Source organism: Erwinia persicina (assembly GCF_014838825.1).
GTDB classification, from domain to species: Bacteria; Pseudomonadota; Gammaproteobacteria; order Enterobacterales; family Enterobacteriaceae; genus Erwinia; species Erwinia persicina_A.
In genome coordinates this window covers 118,451-142,870 of the sequence record NZ_JACYMO010000008.1, presented here as the reverse complement: position 1 = coordinate 142,870, position 24,420 = coordinate 118,451, and the positions used below count along the sequence as shown (strand labels likewise).

The window sequence follows — 24,420 nt, the reverse complement described above, 5'->3', positions numbered from 1 at the left end:
CGGTCACTGTTGCCTTTGGGATTTCAGGCGTGCAGGTCACGCGTATTCTGGACAGCATTGCGCTGTTTCGCGGCTATCCGGCGACGATAAGAACTGATCAGGGCCCGGAATTTACCTGCCGCGCGCTCGATCAATGGGCCTTTGAGCATGGCGTGGAGCTGCGACTTATCCAGCCCGGCAAGCCGACGCAGAACGGATTTATTGAGAGTTTTAACGGACGCTTTCGCGATGAATGCCTGAATGAACACTGGTTCAGTGACGTCAGTCATGCCAGGAAAACCATCAGTGAATGGCGTCAGGATTATAATGAGTGCCGCCCGCACTCCGCGCTGAATTATCAGACGCCGTCTGAATTTGCGGCGGCCTGGAGAAAGGGTAATTCTGATAGTGAAGGATCCGACATTACTAAGTGAGCGTTGTATCTAATCCTGGGGGCAGGTCACAGCGTGCGAAACGCAGTTCACTAGATCGTATGAATACTAATAGCGTTAGTTCCACCGCCAGTCGAGTAAGAGGTCTGCCAGTGTAGGTATCAATTCGATGAAGTAGTTCAGGAATGCGATTAAGTTCTAACGCAGCGCGATGCTGTCGCTTAGCTGTAGCAACCGCTCCAGCGATCTCTTGTGCGGGGTTGTAATCGATTAAACCGCTCTGCACGGCAAATCGCATAATTGCTGTTGTTCGTTGTTGTAGACGCGCCGCCACCTAAAGACGTCCAGACATCTCTACGGCTTTAATCGGTGTAAGCAGATCTCGGGTTTTTAACTCTGCGATACTTCGCTTACCAATCGCATCGAACAAATTATCTTCCAGACTTTTAAGAACACGGCCACGATGCGACTCAGACCACTTTTGATTGCTGGCGTGCCAGTCTCTGGCTACCACTTCAAACGTTATCGCCTCTTGCTCCTGCTCTACCTTAACGGCTTTCTTGCTCTCACTGGGATCCATGCCATTAGCTAACTGCTTACGCGCATCGTCACGTCGTGCCCTTGCATCCGCCAGCGACACTTCAGGGTATTTCCCCAATGCCAGCATCTTTTCTTTACCACCGAAGCGATAGCGTAACCGCCAGTATTTCGAGCCGTTAGGGTGAACCAGCAATACCATGCCTTCACCGTCAGTAAGTTTATAGGCTTTTTCTTCAGGCTTAGCCGTACGAACCTTTACATCACTCAGAGCCATGTTGAGTATCCTTTCAAGGGTTCTGTGTGGGTACAAACATTATCGAACCGGGTTATACCCACATTTTTACCCGCATCAGTAAGTTGATGTAGATTGAATCAGGTTGACTTATGTTGACTGAAAAAGCGAGAGGAGCCTTGCGGGGACTGGATTTTAGACATAAAAAAAGACCTCAGTTGAGGTCTATTTACATACTTATGGTGCCGAAGGCCGGAATCGAACCGGCACATCTTTCGATGGTTGATTTTGAATCAACTGCGTCTACCGATTTCGCCACTTCGGCACTGAAGGGTATGCGGAAAACGTTGTGGATTATACCGTTACCCTCTGCATACGCAACCCCCTTGCGCATGTGGTGTGTCTGAATGCTGAAAAAACACCCGCGTGGCCTCTCGGGTGCCCGTAAATAGTGTCGCTCCTGCGAGTCGTGCTGTCGGCATGCCGGGGTGCGAGGGGTGCTTAACCTCTTCCCCGTTCGGCAAATTTTCCACCTGTGCAGATAATTCTCATTCCTTGCACCATAATGGCTATGTGACGCCGTGTGGGGGAACTCCCCCGCTATCTGGGAGTCGGAACCTACAGATCTGTCGCGTTGCCAGGCAGGCGGCGTGCGTCACGTCACACTGAATGGGTATATCAATGAAAGCAGCAATGAAATGGGTTCTGGCTTGTTCTGTTACTACCGCGCTATTCAGCGCCACAGCAGGTGCGGCCAGCTGGCAGGATCAGCTTAACTCTGCCGCCAGCGCGCTGGGTCAGAACGGCAGCAGCACCACCAATACCTCCGGCGCTAGCGCCGCACCAGCCGGGAACTCGCTGGGTGCGCTTGCCGGCCTGCTGAACGGCGGCAGCCAGTCCCTCAGTGCCGGTACCATGACCAATGCGGCAGGCGTGCTGCAGTACTGCGTGCAGAACAATATTGTCGATAATAATGTCTCTTCAGTGAAGGAGCAGCTGCTCGGCAAGCTGGGGCTGGAAGATACGCAGAAACAGCAGGAAACCACCGATTATAAGCAGGGCCTGATGGGGCTGCTGAATACCGGCAACAATCAGCAGGTGAACCTGAAAGCGCTGGGTGATACCCCGATGGGCAAAAAGGTGAAAACCAAAGCCTGCGACCTGGTGCTGAAGCAGGGTAAACAGTTTATCTCATAACGTCTCTCTAAAGGCGGTCAGGCTGTCCCCTTGCCGCCTTCTTCCCCCTGGCCACCGCTGTGTGGCCTTTTTTTTATTGCCGCCCCCCGTTCTTCATTCTTTCTGCACAGTGTTTGCTTATGGTGAGGTTCTGCCGCTCCGGCTTGCCTACAGGAAAATACGATGAAACTCCGGCTACTCACCGCGTTAACCGCTATCCTGCTGACCGGCGTCTCTGCCAGCGCCCAGGCGGACAGCTGCCGTAAAAATATCTTCGATGGCTATGACTGCACCTATGATAACGGCACCACCTCCACCAGCCGCGCCAACATTTTTAACGGGCAGGATGTGACCTACAGCGACGGGCGCACCTCGTCCAGCCGGGCCAATATTTTTGGCGGTCAGGACACGCGCAACAGTGATGGTTCAACCTCGACCAGCCGTGAAAACATCTTTAAGGGCCAGGACACAACCTACAGCGACGGGCGTTCGTCAAGCAGCCGGGAGAACATCTTCAAAGGCCAGGATACGCACTACAGTGACGGCACGACCTCAACCAGCCGTGCCAATATTTTTGAGGGTCAGGACACCCAACACTAAGCGTCGGGCAGCCTGTTTATGGATGCTGACCGGAACTCAACGGTAGACCAGCCCACCGTCAATCAGCGGTGCCTGCCCAGTCATATAGTCAGCGTCCGGTCCGGCAAGGAAGGAAACGAACGCCGCCACGTCATCCGGGGTCTCGGCGCGCCCCAGGGCAATCCCGGAAACGTACTTCTCATAGGTTGCGCCCGGCGCTGCGCCCGTCTCTTCCGCCATGCGTTTATCAATCTCCAGCCACATATCGGTACCCACCACGCCGGGGCAGTAAGCATTCACCGTGATGCCGAACGCCGCCAGCTCTTTTGCTGCCGCCTGGGTCAGCGCACGCACGCCGAATTTGGTGGCGGAATAGATCCCCAACAGCGCAAAGCCTTCGTGTCCGGCAATCGACGAGGCATTGATGATTTTGCCCTTCTGCTGACGCGCCTTAAATTTACTGGCCGCCGCCTGAATGCCCCACAGCACGCCCTGCACGTTGATCTGGAAAATCGTTTCCACTTCCTCACGGGTGACCGACAGCAGTTTTTTGGTCTGGCTGATGCCGGCGTTGTTGACCATCACATCAAAACCACCAAGCTGCTTTTCTGCCTGCTCAACGGCAGCAAATACCTGCTCACGCTGGCTGACATCGGCGTTGATGAATGTGGCGCGGCGGCCAAGGGCGATAATCTCTTCCGCTACCCGCCGGATTTTATCGTCATTAACATCCACCAGCGCAATATCGGCCCCATCACGCGCCAGTCTTAATGCAATACCGCGTCCAATCCCCTGGCCCGCCCCGGTGACCAGCGCCACTTTTCCATGAATCGACATCATGTTACCTCGCTGAAATGAGAAATCCGCTTTCAGCATGCGTCCGTTTTTTGCAGGAAAACTGACTCTTTCGTGCCTTTCAATGTATTACTATTGATTGCAATGACATCAGGCATGATTGTCGCTGATCCGCGTGCACAGGCTGCCTGCTATGCTTACTAACCTATTCTCCTGCCTCACAACCAAAGGGATACTGGATGATGACCGAGCCGCTGCTGATCGCTCAGACCACTGAACACCAACTGCACCTGCTGCCCGCCATGGCCAACCGTCACGGGCTGATCACCGGGGCCACCGGCACCGGCAAGACCGTTACGCTGCAAAAGCTGGCGGAAAGCTTCTCCAATATCGGCGTACCGGTGTTTATGGCCGATGTGAAGGGCGATCTGACCGGGATCGCCAAAGCCGGGGCGGAGTCAGAGAAGTTACTCGCGCGGCTGGCGAAAATTGGCGTGACGGACTGGTCACCACAGGGCAATCCGGTGGCGCTGTGGGATATCTTCGGCGAACGCGGCCACCCGGTGCGCGCCACGGTGTCCGACCTCGGGCCGCTGCTGCTGGCGCGCCTGCTGAATCTGAACGACGTACAGAGCGGCGTGTTGCAGATCATCTTCCGCGTGGCGGATGACCAGGGCCTGCTGCTGCTCGACTTTAAGGATCTGCGCGCCGCCACGCAGTATATCGGTGAAAATGCCAAAGCGTTCCAGACCCAGTACGGCAACATCAACAGCGCCTCGGTGGGTGCCATCCAGCGCGGGCTGCTGTCGCTGGAGCAGCAGGGAGCGGAATACTTCTTCGGTGAGCCGATGCTGGATATCCAGGACTGGATGCGCACCGATGAAAACGGCAAAGGGGTGATCAATATTCTGGCATCGGAGAAGCTGTACCAGATGCCGAAGCTGTACGCCACCAGCCTGCTGTGGCTGCTGTCCGAACTGTACGAGCAGCTGCCGGAGGCGGGCGACCTGGAGAAGCCTAAGCTGGTGTTCTTCTTTGATGAGGCGCATCTGCTGTTTGACGATGCCCCGGCGGTGCTGCTGGATAAGATCGAGCAGGTGATCCGCCTGATCCGCTCCAAGGGTGTCGGTGTGTGGTTTGTATCGCAGAACCCCTCGGACGTACCGGATGCGGTGCTGGGCCAGCTGGGCAACCGCGTGCAGCACGCCCTGCGCGCCTTTACCCCGAAAGATCAGAAGGCCGTGAAAGTGGCGGCGCAGACCATGCGTGCCAATCCGGCGTTCGACACCGTGGCGGCCATTCAGGAGCTGGGCACCGGCGAAGCGCTGATCTCCTTCCTGGATGCTAAAGGCAGCCCGTCAGTGGTGCAGCGAGCGATGGTGATTGCACCCGGCTCACGCATGGGCCCGGTGACTGACGATGAGCGTAACGGCCTGATCAACCACTCTGCGCTTTCCGGTAAGTATGAAGAGGCCATTGACCGCGAATCCGCTTACGAACGGCTGCAGAAGGGCATGCAGGAAGCCACCGACAACAGCAGCGCGCCACCGGCCAGAGGCGAGACAGTGGCGGTGGATAACGGCATTCTTGGCGGGCTGAAAGATATTCTGTTCGGCACCACCGGGCCACGCGGCGGTAAGCACGACGGCGTGGTACAGAGCGTGGCCAAAAGCGCCGCACGGCAGATCACCAATCAAATCATTCGCGGCATGTTAGGCAGCATTATGGGCGGAAGGAAAAGATAGGACGTTTATGGATAAGGAACGTGAGTTAATCCGGGCGAAGCGCCTGCCGTTACTGTTACTGGCGGCGGCGGCACTGCTGTTTGTCGCCACCATTCTCTGGCCGCTGTACTGGCCGCCCAACCCGTGGATCGCCGGACTGAAGGCGGTGGCGGAAGCCTCAATGGTCGGGGCGCTGGCCGACTGGTTTGCCGTCAGCGCGCTGTTCCGCCGCGTCCCCATTCCGCTTGCGGGGCGTCATACGGCGATTATCCCGCGTAACAAGGACCGTATCGCCGACAACCTGGCCCTGTTCGTGCAGGACAAGTTCCTCAATACGGACTCCCTGCTGGCGCTGATCCGCCGCCATAATCCGGCGCAGATTATCGCCAACTGGCTCAGTCACCCTGATAATGCCGCCCGACTCAGCGGAATGGTGCTGAAAACGGTGCGTGGCTTCCTCGACCTGGCCGACGACCAGCGCATTCAGGGGTTTATGCGCCGCGCCATTCACAAGGCCATCGATAAGGTTGACCTCAGCCAGTCGACGGCGATGATCCTGGAAAGCCTGACCAAAAATAACCGTCATCAGCAGCTGCTGGACGACGCGCTGGCGCAGATCCTGCAGCTGGTGAATAAACCCACCACCCACGAGTTTATCGCCCATCAGGTAGTGAGCTGGCTGAAGCGCGAGCATCCGATGAAAGAGAAGATGCTGCCCAGCGAGTGGCTGGGGGAAAAGAGCGCCGATCTGGCGGCCAGCGCGGTGCAGTCGATCCTCACCGAGATCGAGCATGATGAATCCCACCAGCTGCGCCAGGGCTTTAACCGCGCCGTGCAGCGGCTGATCGCCCGTCTGCGCACTGACCCGGAGATGGCGGTGAAAGCGGAGGAGATCAAGGCGTACCTTAAGCAGGACGAGGCGCTGAACAGTTATATCGGCCAGCTGTGGCACGACCTCAGAACCTGGCTGAAGGAGGATCTGGAACGTCCCGACTCGGTGCTGCACGCCCGGGTCAGCGCCGCCGGGCAGTGGTTTGGCGAAACCCTGATGCAGGACGAACCGCTGCGCAACTCGCTCAATCAGCATATGGAAGAGGCCGCCAGCAGCGTGGCTCCGGAGTTCTCGGCGTTTCTCAGCCGTCATATCAGCGATACGGTGAAAAGCTGGGATGCGAAAGATATGTCGCATCAGGTGGAGCTGAACATCGGCAAGGATTTACAGCGCATCCGTATTAACGGCACGCTGGTCGGTGGGGGGATTGGGTTGATTCTGTATCTGCTGTCGCTGGTGCCGCAGCTGCTGGAAAGGACGCAGGTGCTGTAGGGGATTAGCGGCCAGGGCCAGAGGAACGCCACGGGCGGACCGGAAAAGAAGGTCCGCCCATGCAATGAACCATCGCGACTTTATTACCGCCGTTTCAGCAGCATAAACACGCTGATGGCAAAGAACGCCGCACTCGGCAGCAGCGCACCCAGAACCGGGGGAATGTTATACACCAGGCTCAGCGGACCGAAAATCTGATCCAGCACGTAGAACAGGAAGCCGAAGCTGATGCCGGTAACCACGCGCATCCCCATTGACACGCTGCGCAGCGGGCCAAAGATAAACGACAGCGCCATCAGCATCATGACCGCCACCGACAGCGGCTGGAAGATCTTGCTCCACATGTTCAGCTCATAGCGGCCGGAAACCTGCCCGCTCTGCTTCAGGTACTTCGCGTAGTTATACAGCCCGGTAATCGACAGCGCCGTCGGATCCAGCGCCACCACGCCCAGCTTGTCCGGGGTCAGGGTAGTTTTCCATTCGCCGGTCAGCGTCTGGCTGCCCTTAATCTGCTGCGGATCGGTCAGGTCAGACTGATCCACCTGCGACAGATCCCACTGTTTTTTATCCGCGTTGTACTGGGCAGAGGCCGCATAGCGCACCGTCTGCAGCCGGCGATCTTTATTAAAGCTGTAAATACTGATGCCCGCCAGCTGGCTGTCGCCACGAATGCGCTCGATAAAAATAAAGTTATCGCCGTCTTTCGCCCACAGCCCGCTCTGCGTAGAGAGCAGTGAACCGCCCACCAGCTGCTGCGCACGGTAGTTACGCGCCATCTGTTCGCCCTGCGGTGCGACGAACTCGCCAATCGCCATGGTCAGCAGCACCAGCGGGATGGCGGTTTTCATCACCGACGCGGCAATCTGCATACGCGTAAAGCCGGAAGCCTGCATCACCACCAGCTCACTGCGCTGGGCCAGCATCCCTAACCCCAGCAGCGCCCCGAGCAGGGCCGCCATCGGGAAGAAGATCTCAATATCTTTCGGCACGCTGAGCACGGTGTACAAACCGGCACCCAGCACGGTGTACTCGCCCTGCCCGGTTTTACGCAGCTGGTCGACAAACTTGATGATGCCGGAGAGCGACACCAGCATAAACAGCGTCGCCATGATGGTGTTAAAAATCGTTTTACCGATATATCTGTCAAGAACGCCAAACATCAGACCGATCCTCCGCGAGTGAAGCGCGCACGCAGCCGGCGCATTGGCACCGTATCCCACGCATTCAGCAGTACGGCCAGGGCCAGATAAGCGAGGTTAACGCCCCACATCCACACGGCCGGGTCGAGTCGGCCTTTGTTGCCGCTGGAGCGCAGCGAACTCTGCAACAGGAAAAATATCAGGTAGAGCAGCATGGCAGGCAGCATCGAGAGGACGCGGCCCTGACGCGGGTTGACCACACTGAGTGGCACCACCATCAGCGCCATAATCAGCACCGAGAAGACCAGCGTCAGCCGCCAGTGCAGCTCGCTGCGGAAATCAGGCTTATCCGACGACCACAGCTCGCCGAAGCTCATCTGTTCAGAGTCATTCGGGTCCAGCGTCGCTTCCTGATGGCCGACAATCGCCTGATAGTTTTTAAAATCGGTAATGCGGAAGTCACGCAGCAGCGCGGTACCTTCGAAGCGTGTGCCGTTGTCCAGGGTCACCACTTGTGAACCGTCGCGACGCTGTTCCATATTGCCATGGTCCGCCACGACCACGGAGGGACGGGCGTTGCCTTTTGGCCGCAGCTGCGCGAGGAAAACGTTGCCGAAGGTGTTGCCCTTCACGTTTTCAATAAACAGCACAGACTGCCCATCGCCGGACTGCTGGAACTGGCCTGCTGCCAGCGCAGCCGCGCCCGGGTTCGCCTTGGCGTTCTGCATCACTTCACTTTGATAGCGTGATGACCAGGGGCCCAGCAGGCCCACGTTGACCGCCGCCACCAGCGCAGTGAACAGCATCAGGATCATCGCCGCCTTCACCAGCACGCTTTTGCCCAGACCGCAGGCATGCATCACGGTGATCTCACTCTCGGTGTATAACCGGCCAAGCGTCATCAGAATGGCTAAAAAGAGGCTTAACGGCAGGATCAGCTGCGCCATCTCGGACACGCCAAGGCCAAGTAATGTCAGGACTAAATTTGTTGGAATCTCGCCATCCACCGCGGCTCCCAGTATCCTGACTAACTTCTGGCAAAAGAAGATCAGCAGCAGGATGAACAGGATAGCCAGCTGGCTTTTGAGCATTTCCCGAACCAGATATCTAATAATGATCACGCTGAGTACGCCTGTGAAAACTTGTCTTTTTGCAGGAAAATCGCTAGTTTCATCGCTTATACGCCATTTATTCTCATCAATGGCCCAGGTCATCGTTATACTCGTCAGACTTCAAGTATAAATTTTATGACAACAATCGCGTTCTGGTGATGAAAAAAATAACAATCTTCACCAAAACCCAATCTGACAACGACGTAATGCGCCAGCGCTATACGTTACGGAAGCGGTACATTCTAGCCGCAGCAAGCGCCGTTGTCTTTAAGATTCAGGAGAGTGCATGGAGTTCAGTGTAAAAAGCGGTAGCCCGGAAAAACAACGCAGTGCCTGTATCGTGGTGGGCGTGTTTGAACCGCGCCGGTTGTCACCGATTGCTGAACAGCTGGATAAAATCAGCGATGGATATATCAGCGCCCTGCTGCGCCGTGGTGAACTGGAAGGAAAAGTCGGCCAGACCCTGTTGCTGCATCATGTGCCGAACATTCTCTCTGAGCGTATCCTGCTGATCGGCTGTGGCAAGGAGCGTGAGCTGGATGAGCGTCAGTATAAGCAGGTCATTCAGAAGACGATCAATACGCTCAATGACACCGGATCGATGGAAGCCGTGTGCTTCCTGACCGAGCTGCACGTTAAAGGCCGCAACACTTACTGGAAAGTACGCCAGGCGGTGGAAACGTCGAAAGAGACGCTGTACAGCTTCGATCAGCTTAAAAGCAACAAAGTCGAACCGCGCCGTCCGCTGCGTAAGCTGGTGTTTAATGTACCGACGCGCCGTGAACTCACCAGTGGCGAACGCGCCATTCAGCACGGGCTGGCGGTTGCCGCCGGCGTGAAGGCAGCGAAAGACCTCGGCAATATGCCGCCGAACATCTGCAATGCTGCGTACCTGGCCTCCCAGGCGCGTCAGCTGGCGGATACCTGGGCGAATATCACCACCCGCGTGATCGGCGAACAGCAGATGAAAGAGCTGGGAATGAACGCCTATCTCGCCGTCGGGGCCGGTTCGCAGAATGAATCCCTGATGTCGGTGATTGAGTACAAAGGCAACCCGGATAAAGAAGCACGTCCCATCGTGCTGGTCGGCAAAGGCGTGACCTTTGATACCGGCGGCATTTCGCTCAAGCCGGGCGAAGCGATGGACGAAATGAAGTACGATATGTGCGGCGCAGCCTCGGTGTATGGCGTAATGCGCATGGTCGCGGAACTGGGGCTGCCGCTGAACGTAGTCGGCGTGCTGGCAGGCTGTGAAAACATGCCTGGCGGCCGCGCTTACCGTCCGGGCGACGTGCTGACCACCATGTCCGGCCAGACCGTTGAGGTGTTAAACACCGATGCGGAAGGTCGCCTGGTGCTGTGCGATGCCCTGACCTACGTTGAGCGTTTCGACCCGGATGTGGTGATTGACGTGGCCACGCTGACCGGGGCCTGCGTGATTGCGCTGGGCCACCATATCAGCGGCCTGCTGTCGAACCACAATCCGCTGGCGCATGAGCTGATTGGCGCTTCCGAGCAGGCGGGCGATCGCGCATGGCGTCTGCCGATGGCCGATGAGTATCAGGAGCAGCTGGACTCCAACTTTGCCGATATGGCAAACATTGGTGGCCGTCCCGGGGGTGCCATCACCGCCGCCTGCTTCCTGGCGCGCTTTACGCGTAAGTACAACTGGGCTCACCTGGATGTGGCAGGCACCGCCTGGCGCTCAGGGAAAGCGAAAGGGGCGACCGGTCGTCCCGTTGCCCTGCTGTCGCAGTTCCTGCTCAACCGTGCGGGTCTGAACGGCGACGATTAACCCGCAGGGCGGCACAGGTCGCCCGGGGTTTCCCGGGGGCGGATCACCGATCCGCCCCTGTCGTTTATTTCAACCAGGCCTGAATGCATGAAAAACGCAACTTTCTATCTGCTGGAAACCGACACCCCGGTTGACGGACTGAGCGCGCTGGAAGCGCTGGTCTGCGATCTGGCTGAGGCCCGCTGGCGTGACGGGAAACGCGTGCTGATAGCCTGTGAGGACGAAGCGCAGGCCATCCGCCTGGATGAGGCCCTGTGGCAGCGTCCGGCGAACGCCTTTGTCCCGCATAATCTGGCCGGTGAAGGCCCGAAATACGGTGCGCCGGTAGAGCTTGCCTGGCCGCAGCGTCGCGGCAACGCGCCGCGCGACCTGTTGATCAGCCTGCTGCCGCAGTTTGCAGATTTTGCCACCGCTTTCTATGAAGTGGTAGACTTCGTCCCCTATGAACCATCTTTGAAACAGCTGGCGCGCGACCGCTATAAAGCCTATCGCAGCGTTGGATTCCACTTGAATACGGCAACGCCACCTTTGCCTAAGACATAGCAGACATGGAAAAGACATATAACCCGCAAGATATCGAGCAGCCGCTTTACGAGCACTGGGAACAACAGGGCTACTTTAAGCCGCATGGCGACACGAGCCAGGAAAGCTTCTGCATCATGATCCCGCCGCCGAACGTTACCGGTAGCTTGCACATGGGTCACGCCTTCCAGCAAACCATCATGGACACCATGATCCGCTACCAGCGCATGCAGGGGAAAAATACCCTGTGGCAGGCGGGTACAGACCATGCGGGCATTGCCACGCAGATGGTGGTCGAGCGCAAAATCGCCGCCGAAGAGGGTAAAACCCGTAAAGATTACGGCCGTGATGCCTTTATCGAAAAAATCTGGCAGTGGAAAGCGGAATCCGGCGGCACCATTACCCGCCAGATGCGCCGTCTGGGTAACTCCGTGGACTGGGAGCGCGAGCGCTTCACCATGGACGAAGGCCTGTCCAACGCGGTGAAAGAGGTGTTCGTTCGCCTGCATAAAGAGAATCTGATTTACCGTGGCAAGCGCCTGGTGAACTGGGACCCAAAACTGCGTACCGCCATCTCCGATCTGGAAGTGGAAAACCGCGAGTCGAAAGGCTCCATGTGGCATATCCGCTATCCGCTAGCCGACGGCGCGAAAACTGCTGACGGGAAAGCGTATCTGGTGGTCGCCACCACGCGTCCGGAAACCGTGCTCGGGGATACCGGCGTGGCGGTCAACCCGGAAGATCCGCGCTATAAGGACCTGATCGGCAAGTTCCTCGTGCTGCCGCTGGTCGGTCGCCGTATTCCGATCGTCGGTGACGAACATGCCGACATGGAGAAAGGCACCGGCTGCGTGAAAATCACCCCGGCGCACGACTTCAACGACTACGAAGTGGGCCGTCGCCATAAGCTGCCGATGATCAACATCCTGACCTTCGACGGTGATATCCGTGAAACCGCACAGGTTTACGATACCAACGGCGAAGAGTCGGACGCCTGCGATCCGACCATCCCGGCTGAATTCCAGAAGCTTGAGCGCTTTGCCGCGCGTAAAGCCATAGTGGCTGCGATTGATGCCCTCGGCCTGCTGGATGAGATCAAACCTCACGACCTGACCGTGCCGTACGGCGATCGCGGTGGCGTGGTGATCGAACCGATGCTGACCGACCAGTGGTACGTGCGTACCGCCCCGCTGGCGAAAGTGGCGGTGGAAGCGGTGGAACAGGGTGAGATCCAGTTCGTGCCGAAGCAGTATGAAAACATGTACTTCTCCTGGATGCGCGACATTCAGGACTGGTGTATCTCACGCCAGCTGTGGTGGGGCCACCGCATTCCGGCCTGGTACGATGCCGAAGGCAACGTCTACGTAGCGCGTAACGAAGCCGAAGCGCGTGCGGAAAACAACATTGCAGCCGACGTGGTGCTGACCCAGGACGAAGACGTGCTCGATACCTGGTTCTCTTCCGGGCTGTGGACCTTCTCCACCCTCGGCTGGCCAGAGAATACCGAGGCGCTGCGCACCTTCCACCCGACCAGCGTGCTGGTCAGCGGCTTCGACATCATCTTCTTCTGGATTGCCCGCATGATCATGCTGACCATGCACTTCATCAAAGACGAAGACGGCAAGCCGCAGGTTCCGTTTAAAACCGTTTATATGACCGGCCTGATCCGCGACGATGAAGGGCAGAAAATGTCCAAATCGAAGGGTAACGTCATCGATCCACTCGACATGGTTGACGGAATTTCGCTGGAAGATCTGCTGGAAAAACGTACCGGTAACATGATGCAGCCGCAGCTGGCGGAGAAAATCCGCAAGCGCACCGAGAAGCAGTTCCCGAACGGTATTGAGCCGCACGGCACCGATGCCCTGCGTTTCACCCTGGCGGCGCTGGCCTCTACCGGCCGCGACATCAACTGGGATATGAAGCGCCTGGAAGGGTACCGCAACTTCTGTAACAAGCTTTGGAACGCCAGCCGCTTTGTGCTGATGAACACCGCTGAACACGACTGCGGCTTCAACGGCGGCGAACTGGAACTGTCGCTGGCGGACCGCTGGATCCTCGCCGAATTTAACGAAACGGTGAAAGCCTACCGGGCAGCGCTGGACAGCTATCGCTTCGATATCGCTGCCAACATCCTGTATGAGTTCACCTGGAACCAGTTCTGCGACTGGTATCTGGAGCTGGCCAAGCCGGTGATGAACGGCGGTTCCGAAGCCCAGCTGCGCGGCACGCGTAATACGCTGGTGACGGTACTGGAAGCGTTGCTGCGCCTGGCGCACCCGATTATTCCGTTTATTACCGAAACCATCTGGCAGCAGGTGAAAGCGCTGAAAAACATCAGCGACGACACCATCATGCTGCAGCCGATGCCAGAGTTCAGCGAAAGCCGCGTCGATGCGGCGGCGATGACCGATACCGAATGGATGAAGCAGGCTATCGTCGCGGTGCGTAATATCCGCAACGAGATGAATATCTCCCCGGCTAAACCACTGGACGTGATGCTGCGCGGGGCCAGCGCCGATGTGGTTCGTCGCGTGAACGACAACCATAACTTCCTGAAAACCCTGGCGCGGCTGGAAACGCTGGAACTGCTGCCCGCGGGCGAGAAAGGCCCGGTATCCGTCACCAAGCTGGTAGACGGTGCCGAGCTGCTGATCCCGATGGCTGACCTGGTGGATAAAGCTGCCGAGCTGGAGCGTCTGGCGAAGGAAGTATTGAAGCTGGACGTGGAGATGGAAAAAATCACCACCAAGCTGGGTAACGAAGGCTTTGTGGCGCGCGCACCGGAAGCCGTCGTGGCTAAAGAGCGTGAGCGTCTGGCTGACTTTGAACAGGCGAAGATCAAGCTGATTGAGCAGCAGGCGGTGATCGCCGCGCTGTAAGGGTAACGGGATGGGCTTGCCCGTCCCTGCAGCACCCTTCCCCGCAGGGGCCAGGCATGCCTGGCCCCTTTTTTATGGCGTTATTCTGCCGCCTGAACGGCTTTGATCCTGGCTGGCATATCCGGGTGGGTACTCATCCACTCCGGCAGATCGATATTCCCGCCCTCCTTTTTCGCTGACTGCTCAAGCTGACCGTAGATCTCCGCCATCGCCGCCAGCGAACGCCCCTGGGCTTTCATCTGCGCAATAGCGAAGTCATCCGCCTCGCGCTCCATGCTGCGGGAATACTGCAGCTGGTCGATGAAGGCCGCCGACTGCAGCAACGTATCCCCGATGCCGCTGACGTCCCCGGTCAGCCAGAGGTAGCTCAGCGATACCAGCGAAGAGCGCACCAGCATCCGCATCACGTGACGATGCTGGTGATGGCCCATCTCGTGCAGCATCACCGCCGCGATCGCGTCATCACTTTTGGCCATGCGCACCAGGTCATCACTGACGATCAGCGTACCGTCCGCCAGCATAAAAGCGTTCGCCCCGCCGTCGAAATGCATGATCTTCAGCCGCAGCGGCGTCGGGTCCTCTTTCATCTCCGCAGGGACCGTGTCGCGGAACAGGCGGTTGATGCGCTGCTGCTGTGCAGGCGTCAGCCGTCCGGCGGTGAACCCGGTGTTCTGCAACAGGGTAAAGGTTTGCTGGCCAATCTGCCGCTCAACGTAGGAAGGGATATGCTGCGCCAGCACCTGACTGGTCACCGGCAGGATCACCCAGATCCAGCACGCAATCGCCACCAGCGTGCCCAGCAGGGTCAGCAACACGCCGCGGCGATGCTGCTCCAGCCGGTGCACGAGGCCCGGACGATGACGCTGCTGCCACCACTGGCGAAACGCCCTGTCATCCTCCGGCACAAAGCGGCCGCCGTCCGGGAAGGCCAGAGTCAGCGGGATGGTGCCCAGCGCATCAGACACCGCCACATCCTTCATCATCACCAGCTGCCGGTGGCTGCCCTGCTCCAGCGTCAGATGCTGTTCAGACAATGTGAGACGGGCAGCCTCGCGAGCTGCCCGTCCGGGGTACTGATAAAAACCGTTCAGCTGCAAGTCAGATGCCAACGTTCAGATCGAAAGCGGCAGCCACTTCCTCAGCCACGGCCGTACCGGCACTATCGTTATGCGCCTGCACGTCCAGCAGAGAAATATCCCCTTCCAGCGCCGTACTGTTAGCCATATAGCGTGCCAGACGCACTTCGGCAATCGGCGTGCCCAGACCCAGCGTGAAAATCACGATCAGGGTATTGGTCAGCGTCAGGCCAAGGAACGAACCGGTAGACATAGTTGACTTAAGACGGAGTTTTTCACCAAGTTTAGTCTGGCCGAACACGTAATTACGCTGGGCAGAGACTAAATAAGCAGACGAAACTAAAGCACCGAACAGTAATACCAGGAAGGTCAGGAAGATATTTAACATATTCCCCGCCATCATTGAATTCAGCATCTCAGGATCGGTCATGCCCATGGCGATGGAATAAAAGATCGAAACAAACAACGTACCAATCAACATTCCCGCGACAATCAGGAACGGCAGCATAATCAGGAAGCTGATCAGCACCATTTTGATGAAGCTTTTTTTGCTCAGTTCAGCTTTAAAAGGCAGCGAACCGTAGGACATGTTGTTGATATAGAGATCGTGGTTCAGTGCAGCCACGATGCCCTGCACCGATGCCAGACCAGCCAGGAACGCTACAAAACCCACGATGCCGAGGATCAACGAGACGCTGATACTGCCGGTGTTGATAGCCACCATACCAATCAGCGCCATGACCGCATAGAGAGCGACAATCAGCAGCACCGGACACAGATACATTGTCCAGTAAGCACGGCCCACGCGGCACAGGTAGTTAAACCGCACGCCACGGAAGCTGCTCATCAGCGCGTTATAGCGCCAGCTGCGGATGATAATCCACGGGATCAGCGCACAGAACGCCAGCAGGAAAACCAGAGAAATAGCGGGCATAGCAGAGGACAGGATAAAGAACAGCACCAGTCCCACAAAGACGATAATACGGCCTTTGAGAATATCGACAGGACGGGCATGATAGTCAAAGCGGTCGCCTGCAATTTCAGTGTTACCAAAGAAATAGCGACGGCGACGGACGGTTGCCCAGGCGGAATAAATGCCTAACGTGACCAGGGTCAGTAGTACATTGACCAGCCAGATAGAAAAATACTCACCAGAACGCCCGTGGAACAGCACCGCATGGCGTTGCTGATTCGAGGTATTGTTTTCCATTTGTTTTTCTTCCTGAAAATAGAAATAGTCTTCTGCATTGCAGAAAATAAAAAGCGTAATAAATAGCCGGGCTATTTAAGCATGGCACCAGAAACCCGACAATAAATAATTATCATTTAGAATGATCCTAAGACCAGTTCGGCTCCCGCGTGTCGCCATTGCATCTGTTCGCCGGCAATGTTATTACACTATCTGCAACCGACCGACCATGAGCGAAATGTATGACAACCGTATTACAGACCTCCCTGCGCGTGCGCCCGATCGTTCCCGCTGACAATCCGCATATTGCTGCAGTGATCCGCGTGGTATCGGCAGAATTTGGCCTGACGGCAGATAAAGGCTATACGGTCTCTGACCCGAACCTTGACCATCTCTACGAGGTCTACAGCGCAGATCGCTGTGCGTTCTGGGTGGTCGAAGTGGAAGGAAAAGTGGTGGGCGGCGGCGGTGTCGCTCCGCTGGCGTGCAGCGATGCAGACATCTGCGAACTGCAGAAAATGTATTTTATGCCGTCGGTACGCGGCCTGGGTCTGGCGCGCCGCCTGGCCATTCAGGCGATGGACTTCGCCCGTGAACAGGGGTTCAAACGCTGTTATCTGGAAACCACCGCCTCGCTGACGCGGGCCATCCGCCTGTATGAACACCTGGGCTTCGTGCATATCAACGGGCCTATGGGGTCAACCGGCCACGTAGACTGCGAAGTCACCATGCTGAAGACGCTGTAATCACTGCGGGCTGAAGGGCCGGGGGGTGAGTTTCCCGGCCCCTTATCTGCGGTACGCCGTCAGGCTAAAACCGGCACGCCGCTGTGGAACCGCAGCTGGCTGTCCGGTTCATTAATCAGACGCGCCTCCGTTTCCCCGATTTTACGCACCCGCGTGCTGATATCGGTCGGTGAGATCTTCGCCGCCAGCGCAAGATAATCCTGATAGTGACGCGCTTCAGAGCGCAGTAGCGAGACATAAAACGCCGCCAGCTCATCATCCAGGTAAGGTGCCAGGCTGGCAAAACGTTCGCAGGATCGCGCCTCGATATAGGCTCCGCAGATCAGTTTATCGACCAGCGTTTGCGGTTCGTAGGTAGCAATCTCGCGCAGCAGCCCTTTTGCATAGCGGCTGGCGGTAATACGCATATAGGGAATGCCCCGCGCCTGCATAATCTCCAGCACCTGGTAAAAGTGGTGCAGCTCCTCTTTAATCAGCAGCACCATCTTATCCACCAGCTCATCGCCATACGGCACTTCTTCGCGGCTGATAATGGTTTTCGACAGGCCTTTATGCTGCTCAAGAAATGCCAGGTCGGCCCGATCGTTATGGACAAAGTTTTCCCAGGGCTTGAGCCAGGCCAGCAAGGCATCGCCACTGGCTTTATCCGCGACATATTTACGGATCAGCCACATAGCGGTCTGCGCGGCTTTCAGTTCGCACACCAGATGGTCGGTCAGGAGAAGAGGCAGATGCTGCGGCTGACGGGCTTCGTCAATCCAGGCTTGCGGCGTACGGCAGTGAAGGAATTCCAGGACAGGGGCAAGCAGGTGTTCGGTGTTCATCAGTCAGACCAGAGGTAAAGGGATCGTGGCCGGGGTCACCCCGGCCAGTGCGCGATTAGTGGCGGATACCGTTATCTTCGCCGTCGATGGCTTCGCCATCTTCACCGTCTTCGTCGTCTTCATCCTGCGCGTCCGGGTCTTCAAAGTAAGTACCCCAGCCGTCGTAGTCGACGTTGAATTTGGCGGCCACGTCGATCAGCTGCTCAACCTGCGCGTCGATCAGCTCGGCGTTCAGGGCGCCTTCACTGAGGATATCGCAGCACATCACTTTGGTGCCGTCTTCCAGATCCAGCTCTTCCGGCTCGGTCACTTCATAGCCCAGCTTGAAGGCTTCCACGGCCGCTTTTTCCAGCGCATCGAAGCTGTCACAGGAAAAATGATGCTCGATGGTGTACAGCGCGTCCGGATCGCTGCCATCATCCAGCAGTTCTTCAATAATCAGCCGCGTTTCTTCACGCTGCTCTTCCAGTAATGCTTCGTTAGCCATGATTTCTTCCTCATTAGGGCGTTATTTCGCGTATTTTCCCACAGTGCCCTCTGCGCCACTACCTTTAAAAACAAGTTTCTGCGCTGCGGGGTTGAAAGTGAATATTAATACGGTTAAATTGAATTTTAATTCATTCTCTACCCACGATAATTCGAGTTGCATGAAGGCAGCAAACGCGTGAATCACGATGAGCTTACTCCGGTAAGCGATGCGGATGAACGAGAGCCGCTAACGCACAGACAGCTTGAAATATGGCGGGTATCCGTTACCTGGAGTGCTTTATGAGTCAGTTATATCAACGTCACTTCCTCAGGCTGCTCGATTTCACCCCTGCTGAAATCAACGGCTTGCTGGCGCTGGCGTCCACGTTGAAGACCGATAAGAAAAATGGCGAAGAGACTCAGCACCTGAAAGGGAAGAATATTGCGCTCATCTTCGAAAAAGACTCGACCCGCACCCGATGCTCTTTCGAAGTTGCCGCTTACGATCAGGGAGCGAACGTCACCTATCTGGGCCCGAGCGGCAGCCAGATCGGCCATAAAGAGTCGATGAAGGATACCGCCCGCGTGCTGGGCCGCATGTATCACGCCATTCAGTACCGCGGTCACGGCCAGGCGCTGGTTGAGTCGCTGGCCGAACATGCCGGCGTGCCGGTGTGGAACGGGCTGACCAATGAGTTTCACCCGACCCAACTGCTGGCTGACCTGCTCACCATGCAGGAGCATCTGCCGGAAAAAGCCTTCAGCCAGATGACGCTGGCCTACGTGGGCGATACCCATAACAATATGGGTAATACCTTACTGGAGGCCGCCGCGCTGACCGGTCTGGATCTGCGTCTGGTCGCGCCGAAAAGCTGCTGGCCGGATGCCGCACTGGTGGCCGAATGCCGCCAGGTGGCCGAAAAAACCGGGGCGACGATCACCCTGACTGAAGACATTGCGCAGGGTGTGAAAGGCGCGGACTTTATCTATACCGACGTCTGGGTGTCGATGGGCGAGCCGAAAGAAGTCTGGCAGGAGCGTATCGCATTGCTGCGCCCTTACCAGGTCAATATGGCTATGCTGCAGGCTACCGGCAACCCGCAGGTGAAGTTCCTGCACTGCCTGCCCGCCTTCCACGACGACCAGACCACGTTGGGTCAGCAGATGGCGCAGCAGTACGATCTGCACGGCGGGATGGAAGTGACCGACGAGGTGTTTGAATCGCCACACAGCGTGGTGTTTGATCAGGCAGAAAACCGCCTGCACACCATTAAAGCCGTGATGGTCGCCACACTGGCGCAGGGGGGATAAGTCAGGCCGGGCAAACGATTACGTTGCCGCGTTTTTCACTTGCCGCCGACCAGTGAATGCGTATAATGCTCCCCGTTTGCCGGGAGGATACATGAAACTGAGCTGCATTAATCAAGCCGTACTGACGCGCCGTTCCACAGGCGGGCAGCACCGTTTTTCCTTCCGTGGCATGACCGATCGTTAAGAAAGCCCCTCAATGAGGGGCTTTTTTTTGCCCGCATTTCAATGCTGAAACGTTGCTCTGTCGCCGTCCTGAGGCCGCCCCACCGCGCTGCACCGGGATTGATGACCCGCAAAAGGAGTGGAAATGGCTAACCCCCTGTATAAAAAACACATTATTTCGATTAACGATCTCAACCGTGACGAGCTGGAACTGGTGTTGCGTACCGCAGCCAGCCTGAAAGCTAACCCACAGCCCGAGCTGCTGAAACATAACGTGATTGCCAGCTGCTTCTTTGAAGCCTCCACCCGTACCCGCCTCTCTTTTGAAACGGCGATGCACCGTCTGGGCGCGTCGGTGGTCGGCTTTGCCGATGGCGGTAATACCTCGCTGGGGAAGAAAGGCGAAACCCTGGCCGATACTATCTCGGTGATCGGCACGTATGTGGACGCGATTGTGATGCGTCATCCGCAGGAGGGCGCTGCCCGCCTAGCCACTGAGTTTTCCAACGGCGTACCGGTGCTGAACGCGGGCGACGGCGCTAACCAGCACCCGACCCAGACGCTGCTTGATCTGTTTACCCTGCAGGAAACCCAGGGCCGCCTGAGCAACCTCAGCGTGGCGATGGTCGGGGACCTGAAATATGGCCGTACCGTGCATTCTCTGACCCAGGCGCTGGCGAAGTTCGAGGGCAACCGCTTCTACTTTATCGCACCGGATGCGCTGGCGATGCCAGCCTACATTACCGACATGCTCGACGAAAAAGGCATTGTCTGGACGCGCCACGACAGCATTGAAGAAGTGGTGCCGCAGGTGGACATTCTGTATATGACCCGCGTGCAGAAAGAGCGCCTCGACCCGTCGGAATACGCCAACGTCAAAGCCCAGTTTATTCTGCGCGCTGCCGACCTCGCGGGCGCACGTGAGAACATGAAAGTTCTGCATCCGCTGCCGCGCATTGACGAAATTGACACTGACGTTGACCGCACGCCGCACGCCTGGTATTTCCAGCAGGCTGGCAATGGTATTTACGCACGCCAGGCGCTTCTGGCGCTGGTACTGAACAGCGAACCGGTTCTGTAAGGGGATAAGCACATGACGCAAGATAATAAATTACAGGTTGAGGCGATCAAGCGCGGCACGGTGATTGACCATATCCCGGCGCAGGTGGGCTTTAAGCTGCTGTCCCTGTTCCGCCTGACGGAAACCGACCAGCGTATTACCATCGGCCTGAACCTGCCCTCCGGTGAGCTGGGACGTAAGGATTTGATCAAGATCGAAAACACCTTCCTGACCGATGACCAGATCAACCAGCTGGCGGTCTATGCCCCGCACGCCACGGTCAACCGCATTGATGATTACAACGTGGTGGCGAAGATTGCCCCGACGCTGCCGGATCGTATTGACCGCGTGCTCACCTGCCCGAACAGCAACTGCATTAGCCGGACGGAACCCGTGTTCTCCAGCTTTGCGGTGAAGCAGCGCCAGGATGAACTGCACCTGAAATGCAAATACTGCGAGAAAGAGTTCGCGCACTATGTGGTGATGGCAAACGGCTAAAGCCGTTTGCATTTCGCCGCCCCGGTGGGCAGGATGGGCTGTCCCCTCTTATCAGACACATTCAGGAGAAATTATGTCTCGCGAAATCAGTACGGAAAACGCGCCAGCGGCTATCGGTCCTTACGTTCAGGGGGTCGATCTTGGCAGCATGATCATCACTTCAGGCCAGATCCCGGTTGATCCGAAAACCGGCGCAGTGGCAGAAGATATCGCCGCTCAGGCACGCCAGTCGCTGGAGAACGTGCAGGCCATTGTTGAAGCTGCAGGCCTGAAAGTGGGTGACATCGTCAAGACCACGGTTTTTGTGAAGGATCTGAACGACTTCGCCACGGTGAACGCCACCTATGAAGCGTTCTTCACCGAACACCAGGCCGCCTTCCCGGCGCGTTCGTGTGTGGAAGTGGCGCGTCTGCCGAAAGATGTGAAGATTGAAATCGAGGCGATTGCCGTTCGTCGTTAACCGACGCGCGACAGGAAGGGGCGATCGCCCCTTCCTGGCTATTTTCCGTAACGTAACAGCTTTTCGATTGGATAGACCAGCGCGATCACCACTTCATCCTGGGTCAGCGCCGCCTGATCCAGGCGCTGATGCATTCTGGCCACTTCGCGTGCGCCAAACGTGCGATCCTGTTCTATCGCCTCCAGTAGCGACAGGCCCATCTGACTGATCTCCTCAACCTGTTCGGCAACCGGCATCAGCGGCCGCAGCTGGGGACTTTGTGCCAGCACCGGAGCGACCTGGGGAATATTCTGCCGCCACTGCTCAAGCTGACGCCGGATGGCCAGCGCCGCCAGGCGTTTCCCCCGATTGGCAATCAGTGCGTCTACCTGACGATCCAGTTCACGCACGTTGTTGCTCTCGCTGGGCAACACATCCGCCAGCCGGTTGAGCGGTTCGGCCTGGGTGTAATGCCCGGCCTGGTATTTCAGATGCTGGCGGGTGTAAAACTGCGCCGGCTCCAGCGCCTGGGCAAAGATTTGCAGCGCAACCGTGTCGCTGCTGTTGGCCAGGCGCATCATCTGCAGCTGTGTTTCTGCGTGCTGCTGCAACCCCACCGAAACCGCTGACCAGCTGTCTACCGCCGCCAGGCGCTGATACATGTTCTGCTCGTCAGTGACGTCCGAGGCCGACCACAGCCGCTCGGCCACCACAAATGCCCGGGGCCACAGCCGCACATCAATCACGTTCTCATCAACCATTTCACTCCACAGCGCCGCTTCCCCGCCCAGCAGATTGTTGTGCAGCTGCGCGTCATCCGGTAGTGCAGGCCGGATCCCCGCCGGGGTCTGTGCCAGCCGGCTGCCCACCGTTGGATAACGCACGTTACCAATGCGCCAGTAGCCGCTCATCGTGTCGCCGGCCAGGGTCAGCACCGGACGCAGCTCCCCCATCCAGCTGTCAACGCGGAAGGTAAACTGGGTGGGAGAGAGCCAGCGGATCTCGCGCACCATGCGGCGTGAACGCCCGTCGAAGTCGATAAAACCACGCCATCCTCCCCGCCCGTCAATCAGCGTTACGCTACCTTTCAGCGGATTGCCCTTCAGCCGGGGCAGCGTAAACTGCCAGCTCTGAGCCACCTCCCCCTCGCCGATACGGTCGGCATCGTTCAGCCCCTGCGGCCAGACTTCGTTGCGGTAGTGAAAAGCGGCAGGCTGCGCCTGATCGAGGTAGAAACCGGTAGAGAGGATGCTGCGGTAGTTATTCTTTGCCGCTTCGCCCAGCGCATCCTGGCCGCGCCAGGACTGGATCAGGATGCTGCGCGGCAGATCGGGGTGATAGATCTCATCCCAGCCAGCCATGCGCCGCTGGTGTTTTTCCAGGATCGCCTCCACGCGCTGATTAAAGTACGCCTGCAGCGCGTGGCTGTCCTTTAGCCCTTTCTGCTGCATAAACTCCCGGATCGACGCCGACGCGTTCCACTGGCTGGCATCAACTTCATCCCCGCCAATATGCAGGTACGGATCCGGGAAAATCGCCGCCACCTCCCCCACCAGCGTATCAATAAACTGATAAACCTGTTCGCGGGTCGGGTCGAGCAGCGGTTTGAACACCCCCCAGCCGCGCTCCATCTGATATGGCCCCGGGGCCGACATCAGCTCGGGCATCGCCACCGCCAGCGCAGAGGCGTGGCCGGGGAAGTCGATCTCCGGCACAACGCGCACGCCCCGGCTGGCCGCATAGCTGACGATCTCGCGCATCTGCTGCTGGCTGTACCACAGACCGTCGCTGGCTTTCTCCTGCAACTGGGGATAGTGGGTCGAGGCAAAGCGCCAGCCCTGGTCATCGGTCAGGTGCCAGTGAAAGACGTTCATTTTCGCCGCCGCGATACCGTCAATCTGGCGCTTAAGGGTGTCAATGGGTAAAAAGTGGCGGGCAGAGTCGATCAGGATGCCACGCCAGGGAAAGCGCGGAGCGTCGTTAATGGTGACCAGGGGAACGGTGCCGTTGTGAACCAGCTGCAGCAGCGTTTCCATGCCGCGCATTGCGCCAAAACGGGTAGCGGCCTCAAGCACGATGCCGTCGGCGCTGACCACCAGCCGGTAGTGTTCATCGCTGTCCGGCTGGGGGATTGCCGCAACCGGCCGGGCGATGCGGATCTGCAGAGGCGTGGCGCTGGCGGAGGTCGGCAGCACCGGACTTCCCGTCTGCCGGGCCAGCCGTTTCTGCCAGCGCGGCAGCGCCTCACGCAGGCTGTCACCCTGCACCTGGATCGCCAGCGGCGTGGTCAGCGTCAGCCGGCCTCCTCCTTGCGGCAGTTCCACCTGCTGCGGCCACGGCATCAGCGGCAACGCACCTGCCGGACTGGCAGAAAGCGATAACGGCAGCATCAGGGAACAGGCGAGCAGCAGGCAGCGCAGTGACCGTGGCATATCAGGGCATCCTTTTTTTGTGAT

The 24,420-nt window shown here is 57.8% G+C and carries 21 protein-coding genes, 1 tRNA gene and 1 pseudogene; 13 read left to right on the top strand and 10 right to left on the bottom strand.

The features are described 5' to 3' along the window. Positions 1 to 413 (top strand): integrase core domain-containing protein (locus IFU29_RS17630; RefSeq protein WP_191935066.1); only part of this gene is annotated, 413 nt, incomplete at its 5' end. Between the two features lie 31 nt (positions 414 to 444). On the opposite strand, the pseudogene IFU29_RS17625 reads toward IFU29_RS17630, so the two are convergent. Together IFU29_RS17625 and IFU29_RS17620 are read right to left on the bottom strand one after the other, a co-directional pair. After that, a pseudogene (locus IFU29_RS17625) lies at positions 445 to 1,185 on the bottom strand (tyrosine-type recombinase/integrase); the annotation flags it as partial. Positions 1,186 to 1,383: 198 nt separating this feature from the next. Then, positions 1,384 to 1,468 (bottom strand) — tRNA-Leu (locus IFU29_RS17620). A 356-nt stretch (positions 1,469 to 1,824) separates the two neighbouring features. On the opposite strand from IFU29_RS17620, the gene IFU29_RS17615 reads away from it, so the two are divergent. Beyond that, the gene (locus IFU29_RS17615; protein WP_191935065.1) at positions 1,825 to 2,340 is read left to right on the top strand and encodes a DUF2501 domain-containing protein; all 516 of its coding nucleotides are present in this window, start codon (positions 1,825 to 1,827) and stop codon (positions 2,338 to 2,340) included. A gap of 162 nt (positions 2,341 to 2,502) precedes the next feature. After that, entirely contained in the window at positions 2,503 to 2,919 is a 417-nt protein-coding gene (locus tag IFU29_RS17610; RefSeq protein WP_191935064.1) for a hypothetical protein, read from the top strand. A gap of 36 nt (positions 2,920 to 2,955) precedes the next feature. On the opposite strand, the gene IFU29_RS17605 is transcribed toward IFU29_RS17610, so the two are convergent. Continuing rightward, positions 2,956 to 3,735 carry an acetoin reductase gene (locus tag IFU29_RS17605; RefSeq protein WP_191935071.1) on the bottom strand — a complete coding sequence of 260 codons (780 nt, stop codon included), beginning with the start codon at positions 3,733 to 3,735 and terminating at the stop codon, positions 2,956 to 2,958. Between the two features lie 200 nt (positions 3,736 to 3,935). Between IFU29_RS17605 and IFU29_RS17600 the strand changes: the two genes are divergently transcribed. Further along, positions 3,936 to 5,438, top strand: a complete 1,503-nt coding sequence (locus IFU29_RS17600; RefSeq protein WP_191935070.1) for a helicase HerA-like C-terminal domain-containing protein — start codon at positions 3,936 to 3,938, stop codon at positions 5,436 to 5,438. A gap of 7 nt (positions 5,439 to 5,445) precedes the next feature. After that, entirely contained in the window at positions 5,446 to 6,741 is a 1,296-nt protein-coding gene (locus IFU29_RS17595; protein WP_191935063.1) for a DUF445 domain-containing protein, read from the top strand. Positions 6,742 to 6,824: 83 nt separating this feature from the next. Here the strand turns inward: IFU29_RS17595 and lptG are convergent, their stop codons facing one another. Next, on the bottom strand, positions 6,825 to 7,901 hold the full coding sequence (gene lptG / locus IFU29_RS17590) for an LPS export ABC transporter permease LptG (RefSeq protein WP_191935062.1): 1,077 nt from the start codon (positions 7,899 to 7,901) through the stop codon (positions 6,825 to 6,827). Then, positions 7,901 to 9,001, bottom strand: a complete 1,101-nt coding sequence (gene lptF / locus IFU29_RS17585) for an LPS export ABC transporter permease LptF (RefSeq protein ID WP_191935061.1) — start codon at positions 8,999 to 9,001, stop codon at positions 7,901 to 7,903. The genes lptG and lptF overlap by 1 nt, the downstream gene beginning before the upstream one ends. Before the next feature lie 277 nt (positions 9,002 to 9,278). Between lptF and pepA the strand changes: the two genes are divergently transcribed. The 3 genes from pepA (at position 9,279) to IFU29_RS17570 (ending at position 14,191) form a co-directional block, all read left to right on the top strand. Beyond that, complete coding sequence (pepA, locus tag IFU29_RS17580) at positions 9,279 to 10,787, top strand: leucyl aminopeptidase (RefSeq protein WP_133843979.1); 1,509 nt, start codon at positions 9,279 to 9,281, stop codon at positions 10,785 to 10,787. 87 nt (positions 10,788 to 10,874) lie between these two features. Continuing rightward, positions 10,875 to 11,330, top strand: coding sequence for a DNA polymerase III subunit chi (locus IFU29_RS17575; protein ID WP_062744424.1), 456 nt, complete (start codon positions 10,875 to 10,877; stop codon positions 11,328 to 11,330). A 5-nt stretch (positions 11,331 to 11,335) separates the two neighbouring features. After that, entirely contained in the window at positions 11,336 to 14,191 is a 2,856-nt protein-coding gene (locus tag IFU29_RS17570; protein WP_191935060.1) for a valine--tRNA ligase, read from the top strand. Between the two features lie 80 nt (positions 14,192 to 14,271). On the opposite strand, the gene IFU29_RS17565 is transcribed toward IFU29_RS17570, so the two are convergent. Further along, positions 14,272 to 15,288 (bottom strand): M48 family metallopeptidase, encoded by a 1,017-nt coding sequence (locus tag IFU29_RS17565; protein WP_191935059.1) that lies wholly within the window; start codon positions 15,286 to 15,288, stop codon positions 14,272 to 14,274. Position 15,289: 1 nt separating this feature from the next. Continuing rightward, entirely contained in the window at positions 15,290 to 16,477 is a 1,188-nt protein-coding gene (locus IFU29_RS17560) for a YjgN family protein (RefSeq protein ID WP_191935058.1), read from the bottom strand. 221 nt (positions 16,478 to 16,698) lie between these two features. Here IFU29_RS17560 and IFU29_RS17555 point away from each other — a divergent pair, with 221 nt between their 5' ends. Then, complete coding sequence (locus tag IFU29_RS17555) at positions 16,699 to 17,202, top strand: GNAT family N-acetyltransferase (RefSeq protein ID WP_191935057.1); 504 nt, start codon at positions 16,699 to 16,701, stop codon at positions 17,200 to 17,202. Between the two features lie 59 nt (positions 17,203 to 17,261). On the opposite strand, the gene miaE is transcribed toward IFU29_RS17555, so the two are convergent. After that, a complete protein-coding gene (miaE, locus tag IFU29_RS17550) occupies positions 17,262 to 18,026 on the bottom strand; it encodes a tRNA isopentenyl-2-thiomethyl-A-37 hydroxylase MiaE (protein WP_191935056.1) in 765 nt (254 codons plus the stop codon). A 55-nt stretch (positions 18,027 to 18,081) separates the two neighbouring features. Beyond that, entirely contained in the window at positions 18,082 to 18,513 is a 432-nt protein-coding gene (rraB, locus tag IFU29_RS17545) for a ribonuclease E inhibitor RraB (RefSeq protein ID WP_062744429.1), read from the bottom strand. 281 nt (positions 18,514 to 18,794) lie between these two features. On the opposite strand from rraB, the gene argF reads away from it, so the two are divergent. The 4 genes from argF to ridA all read left to right on the top strand — a co-directional run bounded on the left by argF (position 18,795) and on the right by ridA (position 21,985). Next, positions 18,795 to 19,805, top strand: coding sequence for an ornithine carbamoyltransferase (argF, locus tag IFU29_RS17540; protein ID WP_191935055.1), 1,011 nt, complete (start codon positions 18,795 to 18,797; stop codon positions 19,803 to 19,805). A 307-nt stretch (positions 19,806 to 20,112) separates the two neighbouring features. Continuing rightward, on the top strand, positions 20,113 to 21,048 hold the full coding sequence (pyrB, locus tag IFU29_RS17535) for an aspartate carbamoyltransferase (RefSeq protein ID WP_191935054.1): 936 nt from the start codon (positions 20,113 to 20,115) through the stop codon (positions 21,046 to 21,048). A gap of 12 nt (positions 21,049 to 21,060) precedes the next feature. After that, entirely contained in the window at positions 21,061 to 21,525 is a 465-nt protein-coding gene (pyrI, locus tag IFU29_RS17530) for an aspartate carbamoyltransferase regulatory subunit (RefSeq protein WP_191935053.1), read from the top strand. Between the two features lie 73 nt (positions 21,526 to 21,598). Then, complete coding sequence (gene ridA, locus IFU29_RS17525; RefSeq protein ID WP_191935052.1) at positions 21,599 to 21,985, top strand: 2-iminobutanoate/2-iminopropanoate deaminase; 387 nt, start codon at positions 21,599 to 21,601, stop codon at positions 21,983 to 21,985. A gap of 38 nt (positions 21,986 to 22,023) precedes the next feature. On the opposite strand, the gene IFU29_RS17520 is transcribed toward ridA, so the two are convergent. After that, positions 22,024 to 24,396 (bottom strand): beta-N-acetylhexosaminidase, encoded by a 2,373-nt coding sequence (locus IFU29_RS17520; protein WP_191935051.1) that lies wholly within the window; start codon positions 24,394 to 24,396, stop codon positions 22,024 to 22,026. Positions 24,397 to 24,420 lie beyond the last annotated feature (24 nt).